This window comes from Kaistia defluvii (assembly GCF_026343955.1).
Classification (GTDB): Bacteria; Pseudomonadota; Alphaproteobacteria; order Rhizobiales; family Kaistiaceae; genus Kaistia; species Kaistia defluvii.
In genome coordinates, this window is the sequence record NZ_JAPKNI010000005.1 from 345,098 (window position 1) to 363,779 (window position 18,682).

The 18,682-nt window shown below is 66.1% G+C and carries 19 protein-coding genes; 2 read left to right on the forward strand and 17 right to left on the reverse strand.

All coding sequences use genetic code 11. The annotated features are described in order from the left end of the window. Nucleotides 1-7 precede the first annotated feature (7 nt). From OSH10_RS15325 to OSH10_RS15405, 17 genes are all read right to left on the reverse strand, one after another. Nucleotides 8-1,036 (reverse strand): branched-chain amino acid ABC transporter permease, encoded by a 1,029-nt coding sequence (locus tag OSH10_RS15325; RefSeq protein ID WP_266332715.1) that lies wholly within the window; start codon nt 1,034-1,036, stop codon nt 8-10. Continuing rightward, complete coding sequence (locus tag OSH10_RS15330; RefSeq protein WP_266332716.1) at nt 1,033-1,896, reverse strand: branched-chain amino acid ABC transporter permease; 864 nt, start codon at nt 1,894-1,896, stop codon at nt 1,033-1,035. Before OSH10_RS15330 ends, OSH10_RS15325 begins: the two co-directional genes overlap by 4 nt. Then, complete coding sequence (locus tag OSH10_RS15335) at nt 1,883-2,611, reverse strand: ABC transporter ATP-binding protein (RefSeq protein WP_266332718.1); 729 nt, start codon at nt 2,609-2,611, stop codon at nt 1,883-1,885. Before OSH10_RS15335 ends, OSH10_RS15330 begins: the two co-directional genes overlap by 14 nt. Then, entirely contained in the window at nt 2,608-3,336 is a 729-nt protein-coding gene (locus OSH10_RS15340; RefSeq protein WP_266332879.1) for an ABC transporter ATP-binding protein, read from the reverse strand. The genes OSH10_RS15335 and OSH10_RS15340 overlap by 4 nt, the downstream gene beginning before the upstream one ends. A gap of 25 nt (nt 3,337-3,361) precedes the next feature. Beyond that, nucleotides 3,362-4,669, reverse strand: a complete 1,308-nt coding sequence (locus OSH10_RS15345) for an ABC transporter substrate-binding protein (protein ID WP_266332719.1) — start codon at nt 4,667-4,669, stop codon at nt 3,362-3,364. A 72-nt stretch (nt 4,670-4,741) separates the two neighbouring features. Further along, nucleotides 4,742-5,560 (reverse strand): SDR family NAD(P)-dependent oxidoreductase, encoded by an 819-nt coding sequence (locus OSH10_RS15350; protein WP_266332721.1) that lies wholly within the window; start codon nt 5,558-5,560, stop codon nt 4,742-4,744. A gap of 62 nt (nt 5,561-5,622) precedes the next feature. Continuing rightward, complete coding sequence (locus OSH10_RS15355) at nt 5,623-6,510, reverse strand: intradiol ring-cleavage dioxygenase (RefSeq protein ID WP_266332722.1); 888 nt, start codon at nt 6,508-6,510, stop codon at nt 5,623-5,625. Nucleotides 6,511-6,518: 8 nt separating this feature from the next. Continuing rightward, nucleotides 6,519-8,273: an FAD-dependent oxidoreductase gene (locus OSH10_RS15360; RefSeq protein ID WP_266332724.1), complete on the reverse strand. Its 1,755-nt coding sequence runs from the start codon at nt 8,271-8,273 to the stop codon at nt 6,519-6,521. Beyond that, nucleotides 8,273-9,322, reverse strand: coding sequence for a branched-chain amino acid ABC transporter permease (locus tag OSH10_RS15365; protein ID WP_266332725.1), 1,050 nt, complete (start codon nt 9,320-9,322; stop codon nt 8,273-8,275). Before OSH10_RS15365 ends, OSH10_RS15360 begins: the two co-directional genes overlap by 1 nt. A gap of 8 nt (nt 9,323-9,330) precedes the next feature. Then, nucleotides 9,331-10,194 (reverse strand): branched-chain amino acid ABC transporter permease, encoded by an 864-nt coding sequence (locus OSH10_RS15370; protein WP_266332727.1) that lies wholly within the window; start codon nt 10,192-10,194, stop codon nt 9,331-9,333. Further along, nucleotides 10,191-10,895, reverse strand: a complete 705-nt coding sequence (locus tag OSH10_RS15375) for an ABC transporter ATP-binding protein (protein ID WP_266332729.1) — start codon at nt 10,893-10,895, stop codon at nt 10,191-10,193. The genes OSH10_RS15370 and OSH10_RS15375 overlap by 4 nt, the downstream gene beginning before the upstream one ends. Beyond that, on the reverse strand, nt 10,895-11,611 hold the full coding sequence (locus OSH10_RS15380; protein WP_266332730.1) for an ABC transporter ATP-binding protein: 717 nt from the start codon (nt 11,609-11,611) through the stop codon (nt 10,895-10,897). Before OSH10_RS15380 ends, OSH10_RS15375 begins: the two co-directional genes overlap by 1 nt. A 73-nt stretch (nt 11,612-11,684) precedes the next feature. Beyond that, nucleotides 11,685-12,959 (reverse strand): ABC transporter substrate-binding protein, encoded by a 1,275-nt coding sequence (locus tag OSH10_RS15385; protein ID WP_266332731.1) that lies wholly within the window; start codon nt 12,957-12,959, stop codon nt 11,685-11,687. A gap of 26 nt (nt 12,960-12,985) precedes the next feature. After that, nucleotides 12,986-14,050 (reverse strand): maleylacetate reductase, encoded by a 1,065-nt coding sequence (locus OSH10_RS15390; protein ID WP_266332732.1) that lies wholly within the window; start codon nt 14,048-14,050, stop codon nt 12,986-12,988. Further along, nucleotides 14,047-14,706 carry an alpha/beta hydrolase gene (locus tag OSH10_RS15395; protein ID WP_266332733.1) on the reverse strand — a complete coding sequence of 220 codons (660 nt, stop codon included), beginning with the start codon at nt 14,704-14,706 and terminating at the stop codon, nt 14,047-14,049. Before OSH10_RS15395 ends, OSH10_RS15390 begins: the two co-directional genes overlap by 4 nt. Further along, nucleotides 14,703-15,662 (reverse strand): VOC family protein, encoded by a 960-nt coding sequence (locus OSH10_RS15400; protein ID WP_266332734.1) that lies wholly within the window; start codon nt 15,660-15,662, stop codon nt 14,703-14,705. The genes OSH10_RS15395 and OSH10_RS15400 overlap by 4 nt, the downstream gene beginning before the upstream one ends. 4 nt (nt 15,663-15,666) lie before the next feature. Then, on the reverse strand, nt 15,667-16,575 hold the full coding sequence (locus tag OSH10_RS15405) for a dioxygenase family protein (RefSeq protein ID WP_266332735.1): 909 nt from the start codon (nt 16,573-16,575) through the stop codon (nt 15,667-15,669). A 93-nt stretch (nt 16,576-16,668) separates the two neighbouring features. On the opposite strand from OSH10_RS15405, the gene OSH10_RS15410 reads away from it, so the two are divergent. Both OSH10_RS15410 and OSH10_RS15415 read left to right on the forward strand, forming a co-directional pair. Next, nucleotides 16,669-17,619 carry a LysR family transcriptional regulator gene (locus tag OSH10_RS15410; RefSeq protein ID WP_266332737.1) on the forward strand — a complete coding sequence of 317 codons (951 nt, stop codon included), beginning with the start codon at nt 16,669-16,671 and terminating at the stop codon, nt 17,617-17,619. Between the two features lie 197 nt (nt 17,620-17,816). Continuing rightward, nucleotides 17,817-18,650, forward strand: coding sequence for an aldo/keto reductase (locus OSH10_RS15415; protein ID WP_266332739.1), 834 nt, complete (start codon nt 17,817-17,819; stop codon nt 18,648-18,650). Nucleotides 18,651-18,682 lie beyond the last annotated feature (32 nt).

Below are 18,682 nucleotides of genomic sequence, written 5' to 3' on the forward strand. Positions count from 1 at the left end.
GATCCCCCTATGGCCGGTTTGGATCGACGAGCTTTCGCCGGATCGGGAACCACGGCGCATCCCATCGTTTCGAGATCAGGCCCCAGATGCCGGTGCGGGCATAAAGCGCGACCAACAGGGTCATCAGGCCGAGGACGACGAAGTAGGTGGCGCCATAGGCCCCAAACCAGCGGTCGGCGATGAAGAAGATCAGCGCGCCGATCAGCACGCCCTCGATCGAGCCGATGCCGCCGACCATGACGATGAAGATCGCGACATTCGCCCACATCGGGTCGAAGGCCGAGCCGGGCGTGATGCGCAGTTGCGCCATGAAGTAGATCGCGCCGGCGAGACCGCAGCCGACCGCCGAGGCGACGTAGATGAGGAAGCGAAGCTTGGCGACATTGACGCCCTGGCTGGCGGCGGCGACCGGGTTGTCGCGCATGGCGATCAGTGCGAGGCCGTAGCGCGAGCGCAGCAGCCAATAGCTTCCTCCGACGGTAAGCAGGAGCATGCCGGCGCAGAGCCACGACATGGCGACATTCCGCTCGAAGGCCGAATAGTCCTTCATCACGCGCAGCGACATGCCGGCGCCGGCATTGACGATCGGCAGGTTGGAGCAGACCAGCCGGAATACCTCGGCCACGACCCACGTGCCGATCGAGAAATACGGCCCGTCGAGGCGGTGCAGCAGCAGGTAGAGCGGCACGGCGAGCACCGCCGGCACCAGCAGCGACAGGAACACCGCCAGGAAAGGATTGATGCCAAAGGTCTGCGCCAGCACGAACAGCGCGTAGCCCGCCGCTCCCATGAAGGCTTGCTGGCCGACAGAGACCAGCCCGGCATAGCCGGCGAGCAGGTTCCACATCTGCGCGACGGCGATGTAGCAGCAGAGCACCAGGATCGAGCGGATCGTGCCGGTGGAGGCCCACCAGGGCATCACGGCCACGGCGACGATGCCAGCCAGCGCCAGCGTCATGGCGATCCGGCCGGACGGGGTCTGGCGCTGGACCTGCACCTCGGGCACGGCAGTTGCGGCGTAGGAAACTGCGCTCATGTCGTTGCCTTTCCGAACAGGCCCTGCGGGCGCGTCGCCAGCACGAACAGGAAGACCAGATGCCCGGCGAGCACGCCGAAGCCAGGATCGATGCGAAAGCCGATCGCCTGGGCGATTCCGAGGACCATCGAGCCGAGGAAGGCGCCCCATACGGCGCCCATGCCGCCGATGATCACCGCCTCGAAGGCATAGATCAGCTGCGCGGGGCCATCGGCCGGCGCCACGGTCGAGCGCAGCGACTGGAACACGGCGGCAAAGCCCAGAATGCCGACCGCAACCGCGGTAGCCAGAGCATAGACGGCGCGCGGGTTGATGCCGGTCATCGACGCCGCCTCGACATCGGCGGAAGCCGCCCGAAGCGCCCGGCCGAAGCGCGTATGCTTCAGGACGATATCGAGGCCCCAGGTCAGGGCGGTGGCGACCGCCAGCACGATCAGCGGCAGAACGCCGACATAGACGCCCGCGATCTCGATCGACTGGCTCTCGATGCCATGGCCGGGCAGCGACCGGCTGTTGGCCGACCAGATCTGCAGCATCAGGTTCTGCAGCGCGATCGACAGGCCGAAGGTCGCGATCAGCGAGGGCAGCGGGTCGCTGCCGACGACGCGGTTCAGCACCGCCTTCTGCAGCACCCAGCCCATCAGCACGGCGAGCGGCACCAGGATGATCAGCACCGAAACGGGCGCCAAGCCCCAGGCGGTCGCCATCGAGATGCCGATCAACGACAGCAGGATGACAAGGTCGCCATGGCTGATGTTAACGATCCGCATCACGCCGAACATCAGCGCCATGCCGAGCGCATATTGGGCGTACATGCCGCCCAGCAGGATCCCCTGCACCAATGCGTCAAACCACTCCATGGCTCGCTCCAAAATAGGCTTTACCGATCTGTTCGCGCGTGACGTCGCCGGATTTGCCGGTCAGGGTCACGCGCCCCTCCAGCATGCAGTAGAGGCGGTCGGAGGCGGACTGGGCCAAGCCCACATCCTGCTCGACCACGATCATCGCCGTGCCGGCGGCGCGGATCTCGGGCAGCGCCGCGTAGATCTCGCGGATCACCTTCGGCGCGAGGCCGAGGCTAATCTCGTCGCAGAGCAGCACGCGCGGCTGGCAGAGCAGCGCGCGACCGATGGCAACCATCTGCTGCTGGCCGCCCGACAGGCTCTGGACCTGCGACCGCGCCTTCTCGGCGAGGATCGGAAACAGCTTGTGCAGGCGCGACAGCGTCCAGCCGCCCTTGGCGCCGATGCGTGCGGCCTGGTCGATGGCGACGCGCAGATTGTCTTCCACCGACATGCCGGTGAAGAGCCGCCGGCCTTCCGGCACGATGGCGATGCCCTTCTGCACCATGCGGTCGGTCGCCGTACCGCCGACAGGCTCGCCGTCCAGCCGCACCATCTCCTTCGCGACCGGCAGCAGACCCATGATCGAGCGCAGGAAGGTGGACTTGCCGGCGCCATTGGCGCCGATCAGCGCCACCGCCTCTCCTGGATGCAATTCGGTATCGACGCCGTATAGCGCCTGGAAATCCCCATAGCGGGCGATCAGCCCATGGGTGGAAAGAACGGCGGTCATGCCTCGATCCCCATATAGACACGCTGGACCTCGGGCAGTGCGATCACTTCGGCGGGCAGTCCTTCCGCGATCTTCTCGCCGAAGTTCAGCACCAGCAGCCGGTCGGCCACCGCCATCAGCGCGTGCAGCACATGCTCGATCCACACGATGGTGATGCCGCGATCCCGGATGCGGCGGACCAGCGCCACCAGCGCCTTCGATTCATCGTCGGTGAGCCCACCGGCGATCTCGTCCAGCAGCAGCAGCTTGGGATCGGAGGCGAGCGCGCGAGCCAGCTCCAGCCGCTTGCGATCGAGCAGCGTCAGCGCCCCGGCCGAGACGTTGGCTTTGTCGTAAAGCTCGCATTCGCGCAGAACGTCGGCGCAGAAGGCATAGCTCTGCTTCTCCGACCGGCCGCCGCCGAAAGCGGCGGCGACCAGCAGGTTCTCGAAGGTGGTCATGCCGGAGTAAGGTCGCGGGATCTGGTAGGTCCGCCCGATCCCCATCTGGCAGCGCTTGAAGGGCGGCTCGCCGCGAAGCGCGGTCTCGCCGAGGTGGATCTCGCCGCCCGACACCTTCAGATCGCCGCTGATCATGTTGAACAGCGTCGTCTTGCCGGCGCCGTTCGGGCCGAGGATGCCGAGCACCTCGCCCCGACGCACATCGAAACTCACCTCATGCAGGACGCGGGCGGCGCCGAAGGACTTCGACACACCGCGCGCTTTCAGCAGGATTTCCCTGTCCATCATTGTCCCCGCGTCCTGTCTCATGTCACCAGACGATCGACTGGATCTTCTGCTGCGGCGCGAAGAGCTGATTGACAGTATTGTCGACGATCTTCAGGTCGTAGGGCCACTTTTCGCCCTTCACCCACTGGCCGCCGAAGATCGGCGTCTTGCAGATGTTCTTGTGCGGCGAACCGTCGAACTTGATGTGGCCGACCAGCGTCTGCAGGTCGGTCGCTGCCATCGCGTCACGGTTGGCCTCGCGGTCGAGCGGGTTGGACGAGCGCTTGAGGATATCGATCGCGACTTCGAGCAGGGCGTGCGAATAGCCGAGCGGCTGCGTCCACTGGCGCTTGGTATCCGCCTCCCACTGGGTGGCGATGTCCTGGCTTACCTGACCCGTCAGCGACGACTTGAACGGGAAGGCCGGCGTCCACCAGACCTCAGAGGACATGCCGTTGCCGAGCGGTCCCATCGCCTCCACGCCGCCCGGGAACAGCAGCGCCGCCGCCACCGTGACCGCCTTCGGCTTGAAACCCTGCTGGTTGCACTGGGTGACGAAGGTCTTCAGATCGTCGGGGTAGGTGATGCCGCCGATGATCTCGCAGTTGTTCTTCTTGAACTCGGCGATCTGGGCCGAGAAATCATTGGTCCGCGGCTGGAAATAACCCGGGACCACGACCTCGTAGCCGGCCTTGCGGGTCGGCGCCGGCAGACCGTACTCCTCGTTGCCCCAGGTCTCGCCATCGATGTTCTGCGGGAACAGCATGCCGACCTTCTTGTTGGTCTCGAGCTGGTTCCAGAGACCGACGAAGGTGTTCAGAGCCTCGTCGAGGCCCCAGAAGAAGTGGTTGGTCCACTCGAAGGTCTGCTTGCCGCCGCCGCGCGGGAAGACGACCGCCTGCCAGGGCGCGCCGGACGAGATGCAGGGCGTCTCGTAGAGTTCGGCCTGCTCGGCCGCCGGCAGGATGGTGTCGGTGGTCGAAGCCGGGACGAGCAGGTGGATCTCGTCATTGAGGATCAGGTTGCCGGCGATCTCGGCCGCCTTGTTCGGATTGGACTGGCTGTCGCGGTCGAGAATCTCGATCGCGTAGGTGTCGCCATTGGCGGCCTGCAGCTGCCCACCGAGCAGCGCGCGGATCTTCTGCAGCGTATAGCCATCCGTCTCGCCGAACAGAGCGAGAGGGCCGGTCGTCGGGCTCAGATAGCCGAGTTTGATCGTGCCGGCTGTGGCGGCGCGCGCATAGCCCGGCAGGGCCAGCGTGCTGGCCGCGACGCTGGCGCCGAGGCCCTTCAGAATGGTCCGGCGGCTCGGCCGGATCCCGGATTTCACCAGCTTGTTGTAGTAGGTCATTGTCGTTCCCTCCCGTTGATAAGGTGTCTCCGGCCCCGCCCTCCTCGACGAAGCCGGCCTCAGGTCGAAGCGTCAGGTCATGCGCGTCAGAGACCCGCCGTCGATGACGATCAGCGAGCCGGTGAAGAACGAACCGGCAGGCGACGCCAGCAACAGCGCCAGGCCCTTGATGTCCTCGATGTCGCCGATGCGCCCGATCAGCGACTGGCTCTCGAAGGCGGCGCGGTCGGCCTTGTTGCGCAGCCTTCCGCCGGCGATGTTGGTGATGAACGGGCCCGGCAGGATCGCGTTGACCCGAATGCCATAGGCGCCGAGTTCCATGGCCATGTGGCGCACGAAGTGGTTCACCGCCGCCTTGGCCGGCATGTAGGACGTGCCGACGATGCTCTCGTTGATCATGGAGGCGATCGACGACGTGACGATGATCTCGCCGCCGCCATTCGGCTTCATGTGGCGGACGGCGTTTTTCACCGTCGTGTAGACGGAGTTCAAATTGAGCTCGATGCCGCGATCCCACTGCTCGTCGGGAATGTTCTCGATCGCCCCGCCCGGAAAGCGCTCTCCCGTCACCGTATTGAAGCCCGGACCCGGATCGATGCCCGCATTGGCGAAGACCGTATCGATGCGGCCCTGCTTGGCCACCACCGCGTCGAAGGCCGCGGCCATCGCCGGACGATCGCTCACATCCACCATCTGGGACCAGACGTCCCAACCCCTGGCCGTCATGTCCGAGACGAGCCGCTCCGTGCCCTCCGCGTCGATATCGAAGATGCAGACCTTGGCGCCATGCTCGGCCATGATCTCGGCATAGGCCCGGCCGATGCCGCTGGCGCCGCCGGTGACGATCACCGACTTTCCCCTGACATCGAACATTTTCTCCAGCGCGGCCATCAGTTTACTCCCGTTTGTTCCATAGAGACCTGAGCGCAGACGCCGCCCGGCGTCTGCCGCGATCAGTCCTTCTTGCGCGACAGCACGAAGTCGAATTCCACGTCGTAGAACGGCGCCTCGATGCCAACCTCGGCGACGGCCTCCGCATCCTCGACCTTGCGGAACTCGGCCAGCAGGCTTTCCTTCACGCCGAAGACGGCGTCGGAATTGATGTAGGGATCGTCGGGATCGAAGATGTGCGTAGTCAGCGCATCGAACCCGTCGGCCTCGACGATGTAGTGGAGATGCGCTGGCCGGTAGGGATGGCGCCCCAGCGCGCCCAGCAGTTTGCCGACAGGGCCGTCATCCGGGATCGGGTAGTATTTCGGCTTCACGCCGCGGAACCAGTAGCGCCCGCCGGCATCGGTGCGGAACACGCCGCGCAGGTTGAACTCGGGCTGGATGCCCTGTTGCTGCACATCGTAGAAGCCCTCGTCATTCGCCTGCCAGACGTCGATCTTGGCGCCGGCGATCGGCTTGCCCTCAGTATCGAGGATGCGGCCATGCACGAACATCGGCTCGCCCTTCTGGTCGAGGCAGATGTTGGAGCCCATCGGCAGTTCCGGCGCGTCGGCGACATGGAACGGGCCCAGAACCGTGGATTCCGAGGCGCCGGAAGGCTTCCGGTTGTTGATCGCATCAACCAGCATCGACACGCCAAGCACGTCCGACAGCAGGATGTATTCCTGGCGCCAGTCGTTGCAGATCTGGCCTGTCTGGGTCAGGAACATAATGGCGGCGAACCATTCCTCCTGGGTTGGTTCGATCTCCTTGACCGCCTCATGCAGCTTGCGGGTGATGACCTCCATCACCTGCTTCAGGCGTTCGTCCTTGGCGTTGCGGTTGCGCGCCACGACGACCTCGGCGGAGTCGGCTTCGGTGAAGTAGCCGTATTCGTGTTCGTCAATCATGGGATTCCTCAGCGCGCGAGAACGGATGTGAGTACGCGGCGCAGCTCGGCCGCAGGGTCAGCGGCAGGTGCTTCCGAGCGCCAGGCGACGTGGTGGTCGGGGCGGACAAGCAGACAGCCGGCATCGCGGATTTCGCTCGCACGGGCCCAGTCGCCGGTGTGGTCCTCGACCGCCCGGCGCGGGCCGATCACATGGGTGCGGATCGGTAGGCCGAATTCCGCGCCGACCTCTTCGGCAGCCTTCACCCAGGCCTCGCCGCCAATGCCGGTCAGGATCGTGAACTCGCCATGGCCGCAGAGATCGAGCGTCGAGACCTTGCGGCCGGAGCGCTCGAACACCCAGACATGCGGTAGCCGCGCGCCGGGCCAGGTCGTCGGCGCATAGTGAAGTTCGCGGTCTTTCTCGAAGGCCGGCTGAGGCTGGCCGTCCGTCACCACGGCATCCGAGGCATAGCGCTGGTTCATCTCCACGCCATGCGCATCGAACTCGTATTTCTTGAAGGCGATCGCCTGACGAAGCGCTTCGCGCTGTGCTTCCGCTGCGGCGGTCGCGTCGCAGCGCGCCTCCATGTTCTTCTGGATCTTGACGTGGTCGACGCCGCCATCCATGCCGAGCGCCGCGAAGATCGGCCCGAATTCGCCGATCGACTGGTTGGCGCGGGTCACGATCTGGCGCGCGATCGGCGCCCGTTCGACCGTATAGCTGTCGAGAAGGCCGAGACCCGCCTGCCCCTTGACGACCTTGGCGAGCTTCCAGGCGAGGTTGAAGCCGTCCTGGATCGAGGTATTGGAGCCGAGCCCGTTCGAGGGCGGATGCCGGTGCGCGGCATCGCCCATGATGAAGACGCGGCCCTTCTGCATCTCGGTCGCGAAGCAGTTGTTCACGGTCCAGGTGTTGGCGCCGAGCAGCTCGATCTCGAGCTCGGGATCGCCGACCAACTGCCGCGCGACGTCGGTCGCGAGTTCCGGCGTCACGACCGGCGGCGGCTGGTTGATGTCGTAGCCCCAGACGATGAGCCACTCGTTCCACGGCCGCACCATGCGGACCAGCCCCATGCCGATGCCGCCGACATCCGCGCCAGGCTGCATGACCCAGTAGAGGACGCTCGGCCGGTGCGCGACATACTTGGAAAGATCGGCGCGGAACAGGATGTTCATCGAGCCGCCGACGCCCATCTTGCCCTCGAACGGCAGGCCCAGATGGTCGGCGACCAGCGAATTGCCGCCATCCGCGCCGACAAGGAACTTCGAGCGGACGGTGAAGTCCTTGCCCGTCAGCCGGTCGCGGCAGGTTGTGGTCACGCCGTCCGCGTCCTGGACGTGGCTCACATATTCCGTGCTCATACGCGCCTGCGTGCCGCGCGAGCAGGCCGTCTTGAACAGGATCGGCTCCATGAAGGTCTGTGGCAGGTCGTTCATCAGCGACGGCGACGACATGAGATGCTCGGCCTTGGAGATCGGGTGCATGCCCCAGCTCTTCATGCGGCCGATCTCCTCCCCGGCCAGACTTTCGCAGAAGACGTTCTCGCCCATCAGTTCCTGCGGCGACGCGTGCATCACCGCCTCTGCCTCGACCTCGGCGCCGAGGTCGCGCAGCACCTCCATCGTGCGCTGGTTGGTGATGTGGGCGCGCGGCGTGTTGGACAACCAGCGGTAGCGGTTCACCACCATGTTGGCGATGCCATAGCTGGACAGCAGCGCCGCCGTGGCCGAGCCCGCCGGACCCGTCCCCACGATCAGCACGTCGGTTTCGATATCGACCATCAAATTCCTCCCTCGATCTTCGGCCCGACCAGCTTGCGGCGGACGGGAAACAGATGCAGGCCGCTGCGGGCCGAGATCAGCCCCCACAGGCCCTTCGGCGCAAACAGCATCACGGCGATGGCGATCAGGCCGAGCGTCATCAGGTACCAGCTGCCGTAGTCGGCGAGTGCCGAACGCAGCAGGAAGAAGACGATCACGCCGAGGATCGGCCCCTCGATCGTGCCGATGCCGCCGATGACGACGATGAAAATGACGTAGGCGGTCCAGTCGGTGACCGCGAAGGCGGCGTCCGGCGAGATCCGCGCCGTCTGCAGGAAGATGAGCGCCCCGGTAAGACCGGTCGCGGCGGCGGCAATCAGGAAGACCGCCCATTTGATCCGGCCCGCATCGACGCCGACCGACCGCGCCGCCTCGACATTGTCGCGCACGGCGGAAAGCGCCAGGCCAAGCCGGCTGCGCAAAAGCCAGTAGATCCCGCCGGTCACGGCGACGACGAGCACCAACGCCAGCCAGTAGGCGAGGATGTCGCGTGCGGCCGCCTCGCGCACGCTGAACAGCGCGCGGATCAGGTCCGTGCCGAGGATGTTGCTGGTCGCCTCGCGCGGCAGAGAGGTGCCGGTGCCGCCGCCGAGCGTCTTCCACTGCGCCACCAGAAGGCGCGTCACTTCGGCGATCACCCAGGTGCCTATGGCGAAATAGGCACCCTGCAGGCGGAAGGCGAAGTACGCGGTCGGAATGGCCAGCATCAGCGCGGCAAGTCCGCCGAGCGGTATTGCCCAGACCGGATTCCAGCCGAGAAGGATGACGCCGGCGAACATCGCATAGGCGCCGATGCCCACAAAGGCCTGCTGGCCGACCGAGACCAGGCCGCCATAGCCGGCGAGCAGGTTCCAGAGCTGCGCCAGTGTCAGCATGGTCAGGATGAAGAACAGATCCTGGATGACGCTGCGCGAGGCGAACGCCGGCAGCGCCAATCCCACGATGACGAGGACGAGCATGGCGATCGCTGTGACGATCCCGGCCCGGGTGCGGGTGGTCAGGCTGTACATGCCGCCCCTCAATCCACGGCGCGCGGGAACAGGCCGCGCGGCTTCAGCAGCATCACGATCAGGAAGGCGACGTGGCCGGCCAGGATCTGCCATTCCGGGTTCACGGCCGCGCCAAAGGTCTGCGCGACGCCGATGATCACGCCGCCGGCCAGCGTGCCCCACAGGCTGCCGAGCCCACCGATGATCACCGCCTCGAAGGCATAGATCAGCCGCGCCGGTCCGATCGCGGGGTCGAAATTCGACCGCATGCCGAGATAGAGGGCGGCAATCGTCACCACGACCATGGCCAGGCCGGTGGCAATGGCGAAGATCCGCTTCGGCTCGATCCCCATCAACCCCGCCGTCACGGCATCGTCCGAAGTGGCGCGAAACGCGCGGCCGAGGGCGGTGTGATAGAAAAGGCCGTTCAGCGCGACGATCACCACGATGGCCGATGCGAAGGTGAGAAGCGGCATCACACCGACGGTGACCAGGCCGAGATCGAGCGAAGCGCCCTCCAGCGCGCCTGCCGGAATGCGGCGACTGTCGGCGGAGAAGGCTTCGAGCAGGCCGTTCTGCAACGCGACCGAGAGACCGAAGGTGACGAGCAGCGGCGGCAGGATATCCTTGCCGAGCACGCGGTTGAGCACGACGGTCTGCAGCAGCCAGCCGAGGCCGAACATCAGCGGCATGGCGACCAGCGCCGCGATCCAGGGCGAAAGGCCGAGCAGGGTGACGCCGAGCAGCACCAGGTAGGCGGCGAAGACGATCAGGTCGCCGTGCGCCAGATTGACCAGCCGCATGATGCCGAAGACCAGGCTCAACCCGGCCGCGAACAGCGCATAGAGGCCGCCCAGAAGAATGCCCTGCACGAGGGTGTCGAGCCAGATCATGCCGCCTCCCCGAAATAGGCGGCATGGATCTGCTGACGCGTGACGTCGCCGGCATTGGCCACGAGCGTGACGCGGCCTTCCATCATGCAATAGACGCGGTCGGCGACGGCGAGCGCCTTGCCGATATCCTGCTCGACCACGACGATCGCGGCGCCGCCGGCGCGGATCCTCGGCAACGCCGCGTAGATGTCGCGGATCACGACCGGCGCGAGGCCGAGGCTGATCTCGTCGCAGAGCAGCAGTTCCGGGTTCGACATCAGCGCCCGGCCGATCGCCACCATCTGCTGCTGCCCGCCGGAAAGCGCGGTTCCCGGATTGCGGCGCCGCTCGCGCAGGATCGGGAAGAGATCGTAGATCGCATCCAGATTCCACGGACCCGGCGCCCTGCGCACCTGCCCGCCGATCAGGAGGTTTTCCTCCACGGTGAGCGAGGGGAACAGGCGGCGGCCCTCGGGCACCATGGCGATGCCGCGCTGCATGATTTCTGCAGAGGACAGTGCGCCGATCGACTCGCCCCGATGCAATACCATTTGGGCATCGTTGCGCAGGATGCCGGTGATCGAGCGCATCAGCGTCGACTTGCCCGCGCCATTGGCGCCGATAATCGCCACGCATTCGCCCGGAGCTATGGCGATGTCGACGCCAAAAAGCGCCCGGAACTGGCCGTAGTTGGCGGTAAGGCCGCGGGTTTCGAGCAGCATCAGACCTCGAGCCCCAGATAGATCTCGCGCACTTCCTTCGAAGCCATGATTTCGTCGGGCGCGCCGATGCCGATCACCCGGCCGAAATCCAGCACCAGCAGCCGCTGCACCACGGAGGTCAGCGCATGCAGGACATGCTCGATCCAGATGATCGTGGTGCCGCGTGCGTGAATCTCGCGGATCGTCTCGACCAGCGCCTTGCATTCGCCCTCGGTCAGGCCGCCGGCGATCTCGTCGAGAAGCAGAAGCTCCGGCCCGGTCGCGAGCGCGCGGGCAAGCTCCAGGCGCTTGCGGTCGAGCAGGCTCAGCGAACCGGCGACGACGTTTGCCTTCTTCAGAAGCTCGGTGTCCTCGAGGATGCGCGCGCAGGCATCGACCATGTCGGCCTCGCGCCCGCCCCGACCGAAGGCGGCGGCGGTCAGCAGGTTCTCGAACACGGTCAGCCCCTCGAAGGGCTGCGGAATCTGGAAGCTGCGCCCGACGCCCATGCGAACGCGCTCCATCGGGGGAGCACGCGTGATGTCACGACCGAGGAATTCGATACGGCCCTCATTCGCCAGCACATTGCCGGTGATCAGGTTGAACAGCGTCGACTTGCCGGCCCCGTTCGGCCCGATAATGCCCAAAGCTTCGCCGCGCGGCGCCGAGACGGTCACGGCATCCGTGACCTTCAGCGCCCCGAACGACTTCGAGACATTTTCAAGCCTGAGTATCATTGCTGCCATCCTTGGGGGCACCTTGGGAGCCGGATGGATCGGGGGCGGCGGCAGGCGCCGCCCCGTTTCCGGATCAGGCCAGGGCTTCCATCTTGCCGGCGGTCGGGATCTCGGGCGCGTTGGCATTCTCGACGATCACCAGATCGAAGCCGCCACCGTCCTTCTTCCGCCACTGCCCGCCGACCAGCGGCGTCTTGCAGACGTTCTTCGCCGCGAAGGGCGGCACGCCGACGCCGTTCCACGCCACCTTGCCGACGACGGTCGACATGTCGGTGGCCGCGATCGCGGCGGCGACTGCGTCGGCATCGGCTGGATCCGACACACGGCCCATGACATTCGCGGCCACTTCGAACAGCGAATGGGAGAAGCCGATCGGCTGCGTCCACGGACGGTTGGTCTTGGCGGTGAAATCCGCCGCCAGTTCCGCCGAACTCTGGCCGGTGAGCGACGACTTGAACGGATGCGAGGCCGACCACCAGACTTCCGAGGAAAGGTTGTGGCCCGCGTCTCCCAGCGTCTCGACGGATTGCGGGAACAGGATCGCCTTGGCGACCGTCACGGCCTTCGGCTTGAAGCCCTGCTGCCGGGCCTGGTTCCAGAAGGTGGTGAAATCGGGCGGGATCACGACGCCGGTGACGATCTCGGCATTGGCAGCCTTGAACGCGTTGACCTGCGCGGTGAAGTCGTCCGAGAGGTTCTGGTACCGGCCGGGATCGGTCAGGCTGAAGCCGGCCGCTTCCAGGCCGGGCTTCAGGCCGTTCTTCGGGTCGCCCCAGGCATTGCCGTCGGCATCGTTCGGGAACAGGCCGCCCACCTTGCCATTGGTGTCGAGCTGCTTCCACATGCCGGTGTAGACGGCGATGATGTCTTCCAGCCCCCAGAAATAGTGGAAGGCGAAATCGAACGGCTTCCACGAGGACGGGTCGCCCGGATTGCCCTGCTGGCCGATGAACCAGGGCTGCCACGGCGCTGTGGTCGAGATGACGGGCATCCCTTCCGCTTCGCAGGTGGTGGCGACCGGATTGGTGTTTTCCGGCGTCGAGCCGACGAGCATCAGGTTGATTTCGTCGTCGACGATCAGGCTTTTCGCCACCTCCGCCGCCCGGTTCGGGTTCGACTGGCTGTCCTTGACGATGACCTCGAAATTCTTGCCAGCGTCGGAATCCAAAAATGCCTTTATGTTATACGCATCGCTCTCGGCGAAACCGGCCAGCGGGCCGGTTTGCGGCGAGACATAGCCCAGTCGGATCTTGGCACCCTGCGCGATGGCAGGCGCGGCAAGGCCCGAAGTGGCAAGGGTGAAACCCGTCGCCGCCGAGGCTTTCAGTAAGCTCCGTCTCGAAATCATGTGTTTCTCCTCCCTCTTGCTTCTTCTCAGCCCCCCGGACGGCGTCCCTCAAACGCCGCCTGGAGGAGTTCCCGTATCGATCCCGGGTCTATTGGCCTCGGGTTCGCGTAGGCATTCTTGACGGCGATCGCCGTGGCGCGGTCGAGATCGGATTCCTGGATGCCGATCGCCTGGAGGCTGAGCGGCGAGCCGACCGACTGCGCGAAATCCCAGAGCCCGCCGCCGGCCGAGCCGCCGCCGAAAGCGTCGGCGATCGGATGCAACAGCTCGGGCACCGCCTGTTCGTTGAAGGCGGTGGTGTAAGGCAGCAGGATGGCGTGGGTCTCGGCATGCGGCGTGTCGAACGAGCCGCCGAAGACATGGGCCAGCTTGTGGTGCAGCGCCATGGAGACGCTGCCGAGCGCGGTCGAACAGCACCAGGCCGCATAGAGCGCCTGCGCCCGCGCCGCCTTGTCCCGCGGCTCGCCGCTCAGGCGCGGAATACCATCGCGAAACGCAATCATGGCGTCCCGGCACATCAGTTCGATCACCGGATTGCGGTCCGGCGCATAAAACGCCTCCATCGCGTGGGCGATAGCGTTCATGGCCGAAGTGACGGTGAGGCCGACCGGCAGGCTCAGCGTCAGGTCGACATCGTAGATTACCGTTTCGGGACGGATGTCCGGCGAGCGGCGCGTAGTCTTTTCGCCCGAAGCCGTTTCGCCCAGGATGTCGGTCATCTCCGAGCCGGCATAGGTGGTCGGGATCACGACCTGGTCGGCGCCGGTACGCACCGCGATCGCCTTGCCGAGGCCGGTGGTCGATCCGCCGCCCAGGCTGACGACGGCCGTGGCGTCGCTGGCGCGGAATGCCTCCAGCGCCGTCTCGGTCACCTCGACCGGCGTGTGCATGACAGCCCCCGCAAAGATCCCGCCGGCGAGTCCGCCCAGGCTTTCCGCCAGCTTTTCGGCATCCGCCTTCTGGTGCGGCGTCGACAGCACCATCACCTTGTCATGGCCGAGCCGGCGGACTTCCTCGGCCACGCGCGACAGCGTACCGGCGCCGAACACAACCCGCGTCGTCAGTCCGGGAAAGACAAACTGGTCCATCATCGCGCCGCCTCCATGCGTGGGTTCCGGCCGGCGACCAGATCCGCAAGGATCGATCCCAGCATGGCGATCTCGGCATCCGAGACTTCATGGCCGCGACGCGGGAACAGGTCCGCGCGAAGGCTCGCGCCCTTGCTGCCGAGGGTCTGTGCCGCGTCGGCAAAGGCCGATACGGGGATCCAGGGATCGGCATCGCCGCCCGTCAGATAGACCGGAACGCCAGCGGGAACGGCCTCGGCGCGTGCATCCGACGGCACGCCGACGCGCGATCCGGTGAGGGCGGCCAGCGCCTGGGGCGGCGGCAATCCGGCACAGAGATATTCAATGGCGAGACAGGCCCCTTGCGAAAAGCCCGCCAGAAGCAACGGCAATCCGGGCAGTTCGCCGCGCGCGGCAGCCACAGCCGCCGCGAGGTGATCCAGGGCGGTCGCAAGCTGTGCGCGGGCGACCGGCGTCAGCGGGTCGACGGCCCGCGCATCCCACCACGCGCCCATCGGGGCGCGCGGCAGGACGAAGGCCACGGCCGGCGCGGAAAGCCGCGCCAGCACATGGGACTGCATCTCTTCCGGCGACTGGCCACGGCCGTGGACGAAGACGCAGATCGCCTTCGCCTCCGGGGCCCGGGAGCCAAGCCTGAGCGGACCGCCGTCGTGGATCATACGAACTCCGCCTGCTCCAGGCCTTCGCGCAGTTCGGCTTCGCGGTCCTTGAACCAGGGCGGGAAGACGAGCGTCTTGCCGATCGCGCCCGGGGGCTCGTCCTTGGCCCAGCCTTCCGGCGTGGTCCAGGCAAGTTCGAACAGGGCGCCGCCGGGCGAGCGGACATAGCAGGACTTGAAGTAGTTGCGGTCCTTCTGCTCGGAGATATCGGTGAAGCCGAGACCTTCGATATGGGCGCGCAGCTTCAGCTGGTTCTCTTCATTGCCGGTGTTGAGCGCGAGATGGTGGATGGTGCCGCCGGCCAGCGTCCAGGTTCCCTGCGCACTGTCCCGGTCGACGATGACCTCGACGCGCTGGATGACACCGGACTCATCGGGCACGCGGTAGACGAGGCCCTCATGGTTGTCGGCCTCCTTTTCCAGCGGCAGGGCGATGGTCAGGAAATCGTCCATGGCGGTGCGGTCCATCACGGCGACGACGCTGCCATAGATGCCCTTGATGCCGTGATCCTTGCCGATGCCTTGCGCGGCATTGGTGATCGGCGCGCGTGGGTCGCTATCGCTTTCCACCAGTTCATGCGGGATGCCGCACGGATGGGCGAAGGCGACGCGCGTTGCGCCGAAGCGGGTGATCTTGGCTGCCTCGATGCCACGGGTGTTCAGCCGATCGACCCAGAAATCGGCTGCGCCGACAGGGATCGACTGCAGGATGGCGCGCGACTGGTTGGTGCCGCGACGGCCATAGACGGCAGGCTTGCGGAACGGGAAGGTGGTGATGATCGTCGAGGCGTCCCCATTCGGCGAGCCGTAATAGAGGTGGTAGACCGGGATCACGCCGTCGAACAAAACGGTGCGCTTCACCGAATGCAGGCCGAGCGCCTTGGTGTAGAAATCAAAGTCCTCCTGCGCGCTGTCGGTCGACATGGTCAGGTGGTGGTAGCCGCTTACACGGGCCATCGGTTCATCTCCTCCCAGAGGTTCCGGTTTTGCCCTGCCGTTGCGGGCAGAGCACAAGATTGAGGTCGAGAGCGCACTTCCGCTTTCCTCCCGCAGGGGGCAGCGCGCGGAACTCGGCCATAAGTTCGGGCTTGACCCCGAAAATCGCATCCCGGCCGATCGCGGGATCGGATTGGTCGAAGATGTGAGTGGTCAGCGTCTCGAAGCCGTCAGCCGAAACGCGGAAATGAATGTGCGCCGGTCTTTCCAGGCCGAGGCCGAGCGCCGACATCAGCTGACCGACCGGACCATCGGCCGGCAGCGTGTAGCCCTTCGGCTTGACAGTGCGGAAATGGAAGCGCCCCTGGGCATCGGTGCGGAATCGGCCGCGAAGGTTGAATTCCGGCTGCCGGTCCGGCTCCTGGTTCTCGTAGCGCCCTTCGGAATTGGCCTGCCAGACCTCGACCGTAGCGCCGCCCAAGCCATTGCCGTCGAGGTCGAGCACCTTGCCGGCAACGTCCAGCGGCTCGCCCTTGCCGTCGCGCGAGATATTGGCGCCGAGCGCTGTCTCGGGCACGTCGGATCTGTAGAACGGCCCGGCGACGGTGTTGGGCGTCGCGCCGGCGGGACGCGGATTGTTCTGGTCCTCGATCAGGGACGAAACGCCGAGGACATCGGCAAACAAGACCCATTCCTGCCGCCGCGCATCGGCGTAGTGGCCGACCTCGGTCAGGAAGTCGATGGCAAGCCGGAATTCATCGCCGGACGGGCGGAGCTCGGCGATCAGGGCATGCAACCCGCCCACCGTGGCCTGCGCCGCCGCCGCCAGACGGGACTGACCGATGGCCGTCAGGCGCCGCGAAAATTCCTTCGCCTGCGCCGACACTTCGTCGGCAGAATCATCCTCGTGCGGACCGTCGTGCTGGCCGTGCATTCCGCCGGGGCCTCCCTTCCCCTTGCTGAATGGGATAGCACGGCCCGACACGACGCTTGATGAGTTCTAGCGTCCTTTGTATAGCACTTTGCTATGAGACTGAACGAGCGCCACCTGATGCAGCTCGCCGCCGTGCTCGATGCCGGCGGCGTATCGGAAGGAGCCGCCATGCTGGGCCTGACCCAGCCTGCGGTGAGCCGTTCGCTTGCCATGCTGGAGGCGCGGGTCGGCGAGCCGCTCTTTCTCAAGGGGCGGCGCCCCCTGCAGGCGACACCGCTCGGCTCGCAGCTGGCCGCCCAGGGACGCACGATCATTACCGCCTCGCGCAAGGCGTCGGATGCGGTGCAGGGATTCGTGAAGGGCACCAAGGGCGTGGTGCGCGTCGGCGGCGTGCCGTTCTTCATGGATGCGATGATCAGCCGGATGATCGGCGAGTTCCAGAACCTGGAGCCGGAGGTCACGGTCCAGCAGAGCTATCTCAACCTGCCGGAGATGGTCGCGGCCCTCGAAGCCCATCAGATCGACCTCGGCATCGTGCCGATCGGCGTACTCGATCTCGGCCCCGGTTTCGAATTCACCGAAATCCTGCCGGGACGCAACATCGTCGCCTGCCGTCCCGACCATCCGCTGCTGCGCAATCGCCGCCTGCAGGCGCATGACCTGACCAGCTTTCCCTGGGTGGCCCCCCTGCCCGGCTCGCCGCTGATGTCGGATCTGCAGATGATCCTGATGAGCATCGGCATGTCGGATCTCAACATCCGCTATTCCGGCGGTTCGCTGATGAGCGTCATCAACTTCCTGGCCGAGACCGACGCGCTCGCCGTGCTGCCCTTCTCCGTGGTGTTCGCCCAGCGCAAGGAAAACCGCGTCACGGTGCTGCCCTATGAGATCCCGCAGCCCAACCGCTCGCTCGGCATCCTGCGGCGGGTCGGCGGACCGCGCTCGCCGGCGGCGGAGCGCTTCGCCGGCCATGTCACGACCGCGTTTGAAAACCTGAAGCACATCATCAAGCGCCACGAAAACGCGGTCGTCTGGGGCCGTTAGCCGGCTGCCGGCGCTCGACCGGATAACCAGGCTTTGCGGCGACCTTCGAACGCTGCGATGATCTCCCGGCTTCGCTCACCCGCTACGGTAGCCGCCAGGGTACGTCCGATCCGGGGCGAAGGCAGCAACGGAGGTCTCATGACCATCGAAACCAGGGCGGCGCTTGTCCGTCACGCTCTCAAGACGCGGGTGTTCTGATGCGCTTTCGATCGTTTGGCCCCACGCCGTCCCAGGTGGCGATCATCGGCCAGGGAAGCTGGTATCTCGACGCCGGCGACCGGGCTTCGGCCGTCACGGCCCTACAGCGCGGCATCGACGCCGGCATGACGCATATCGACACCGCCGAAATGTATGGCGACGCGGAACTCGTCATCGGCGACGCCATCCGGGGCCGGCGCGACGGGCTGTTCCTGGTGTCGAAGGTCCTGCCGCAGAACGCCTCGCGCGCTGGCGTCATCGCCGCCTGCGAACGGTCCTTGAAGCGGCTCGGCGTCGAGCAACTCGACGGCTACCTCCTGCACTGGCGCGGGCGCTATCCGCTGGAAGCGACGTTCGAAGCCTTCGAGGAACTGGTCAGCGCGGGCAAGATCGCAACCTGGGGCGTCAGCAATTTCGACGTGTCGGATCTCGAAGACGCCATGGCGGCGTCCGGCCCCGGACGGATCGCCTGCAACCAGGTTCTGTACCATCTGGGGGAACGCGCGATCGAACACGCCGTGCTACCCTGGTGCGAGGAGAATGGCGTTGCCGTCGTCGCCTACAGCCCGTTCGGCCATGGCGACTTTCCCAGCGAAGGCTCGGCCGGCGGCCGTGTCCTGGCCGACGTCGCCGAGGCCCACAATGCCACCGCCCGCCAGATCGCCCTCGCCTGGCTGGCGCAGCGCAGCTTCGTCATACCCAAGGCTTCGACGGCCCGGCACGCGGAAGACAATGCGCGCGCCGGCGACATCGAACTCACCCTGGATCAGGCGCGCCAGATCGACCAGGCCTTTCCAAGGGGGCGGAAGCCCTCCAGCCTGCCGATGCTCTGATCCCGCCCGGATGGCGAGGGCAGCAATCGTTC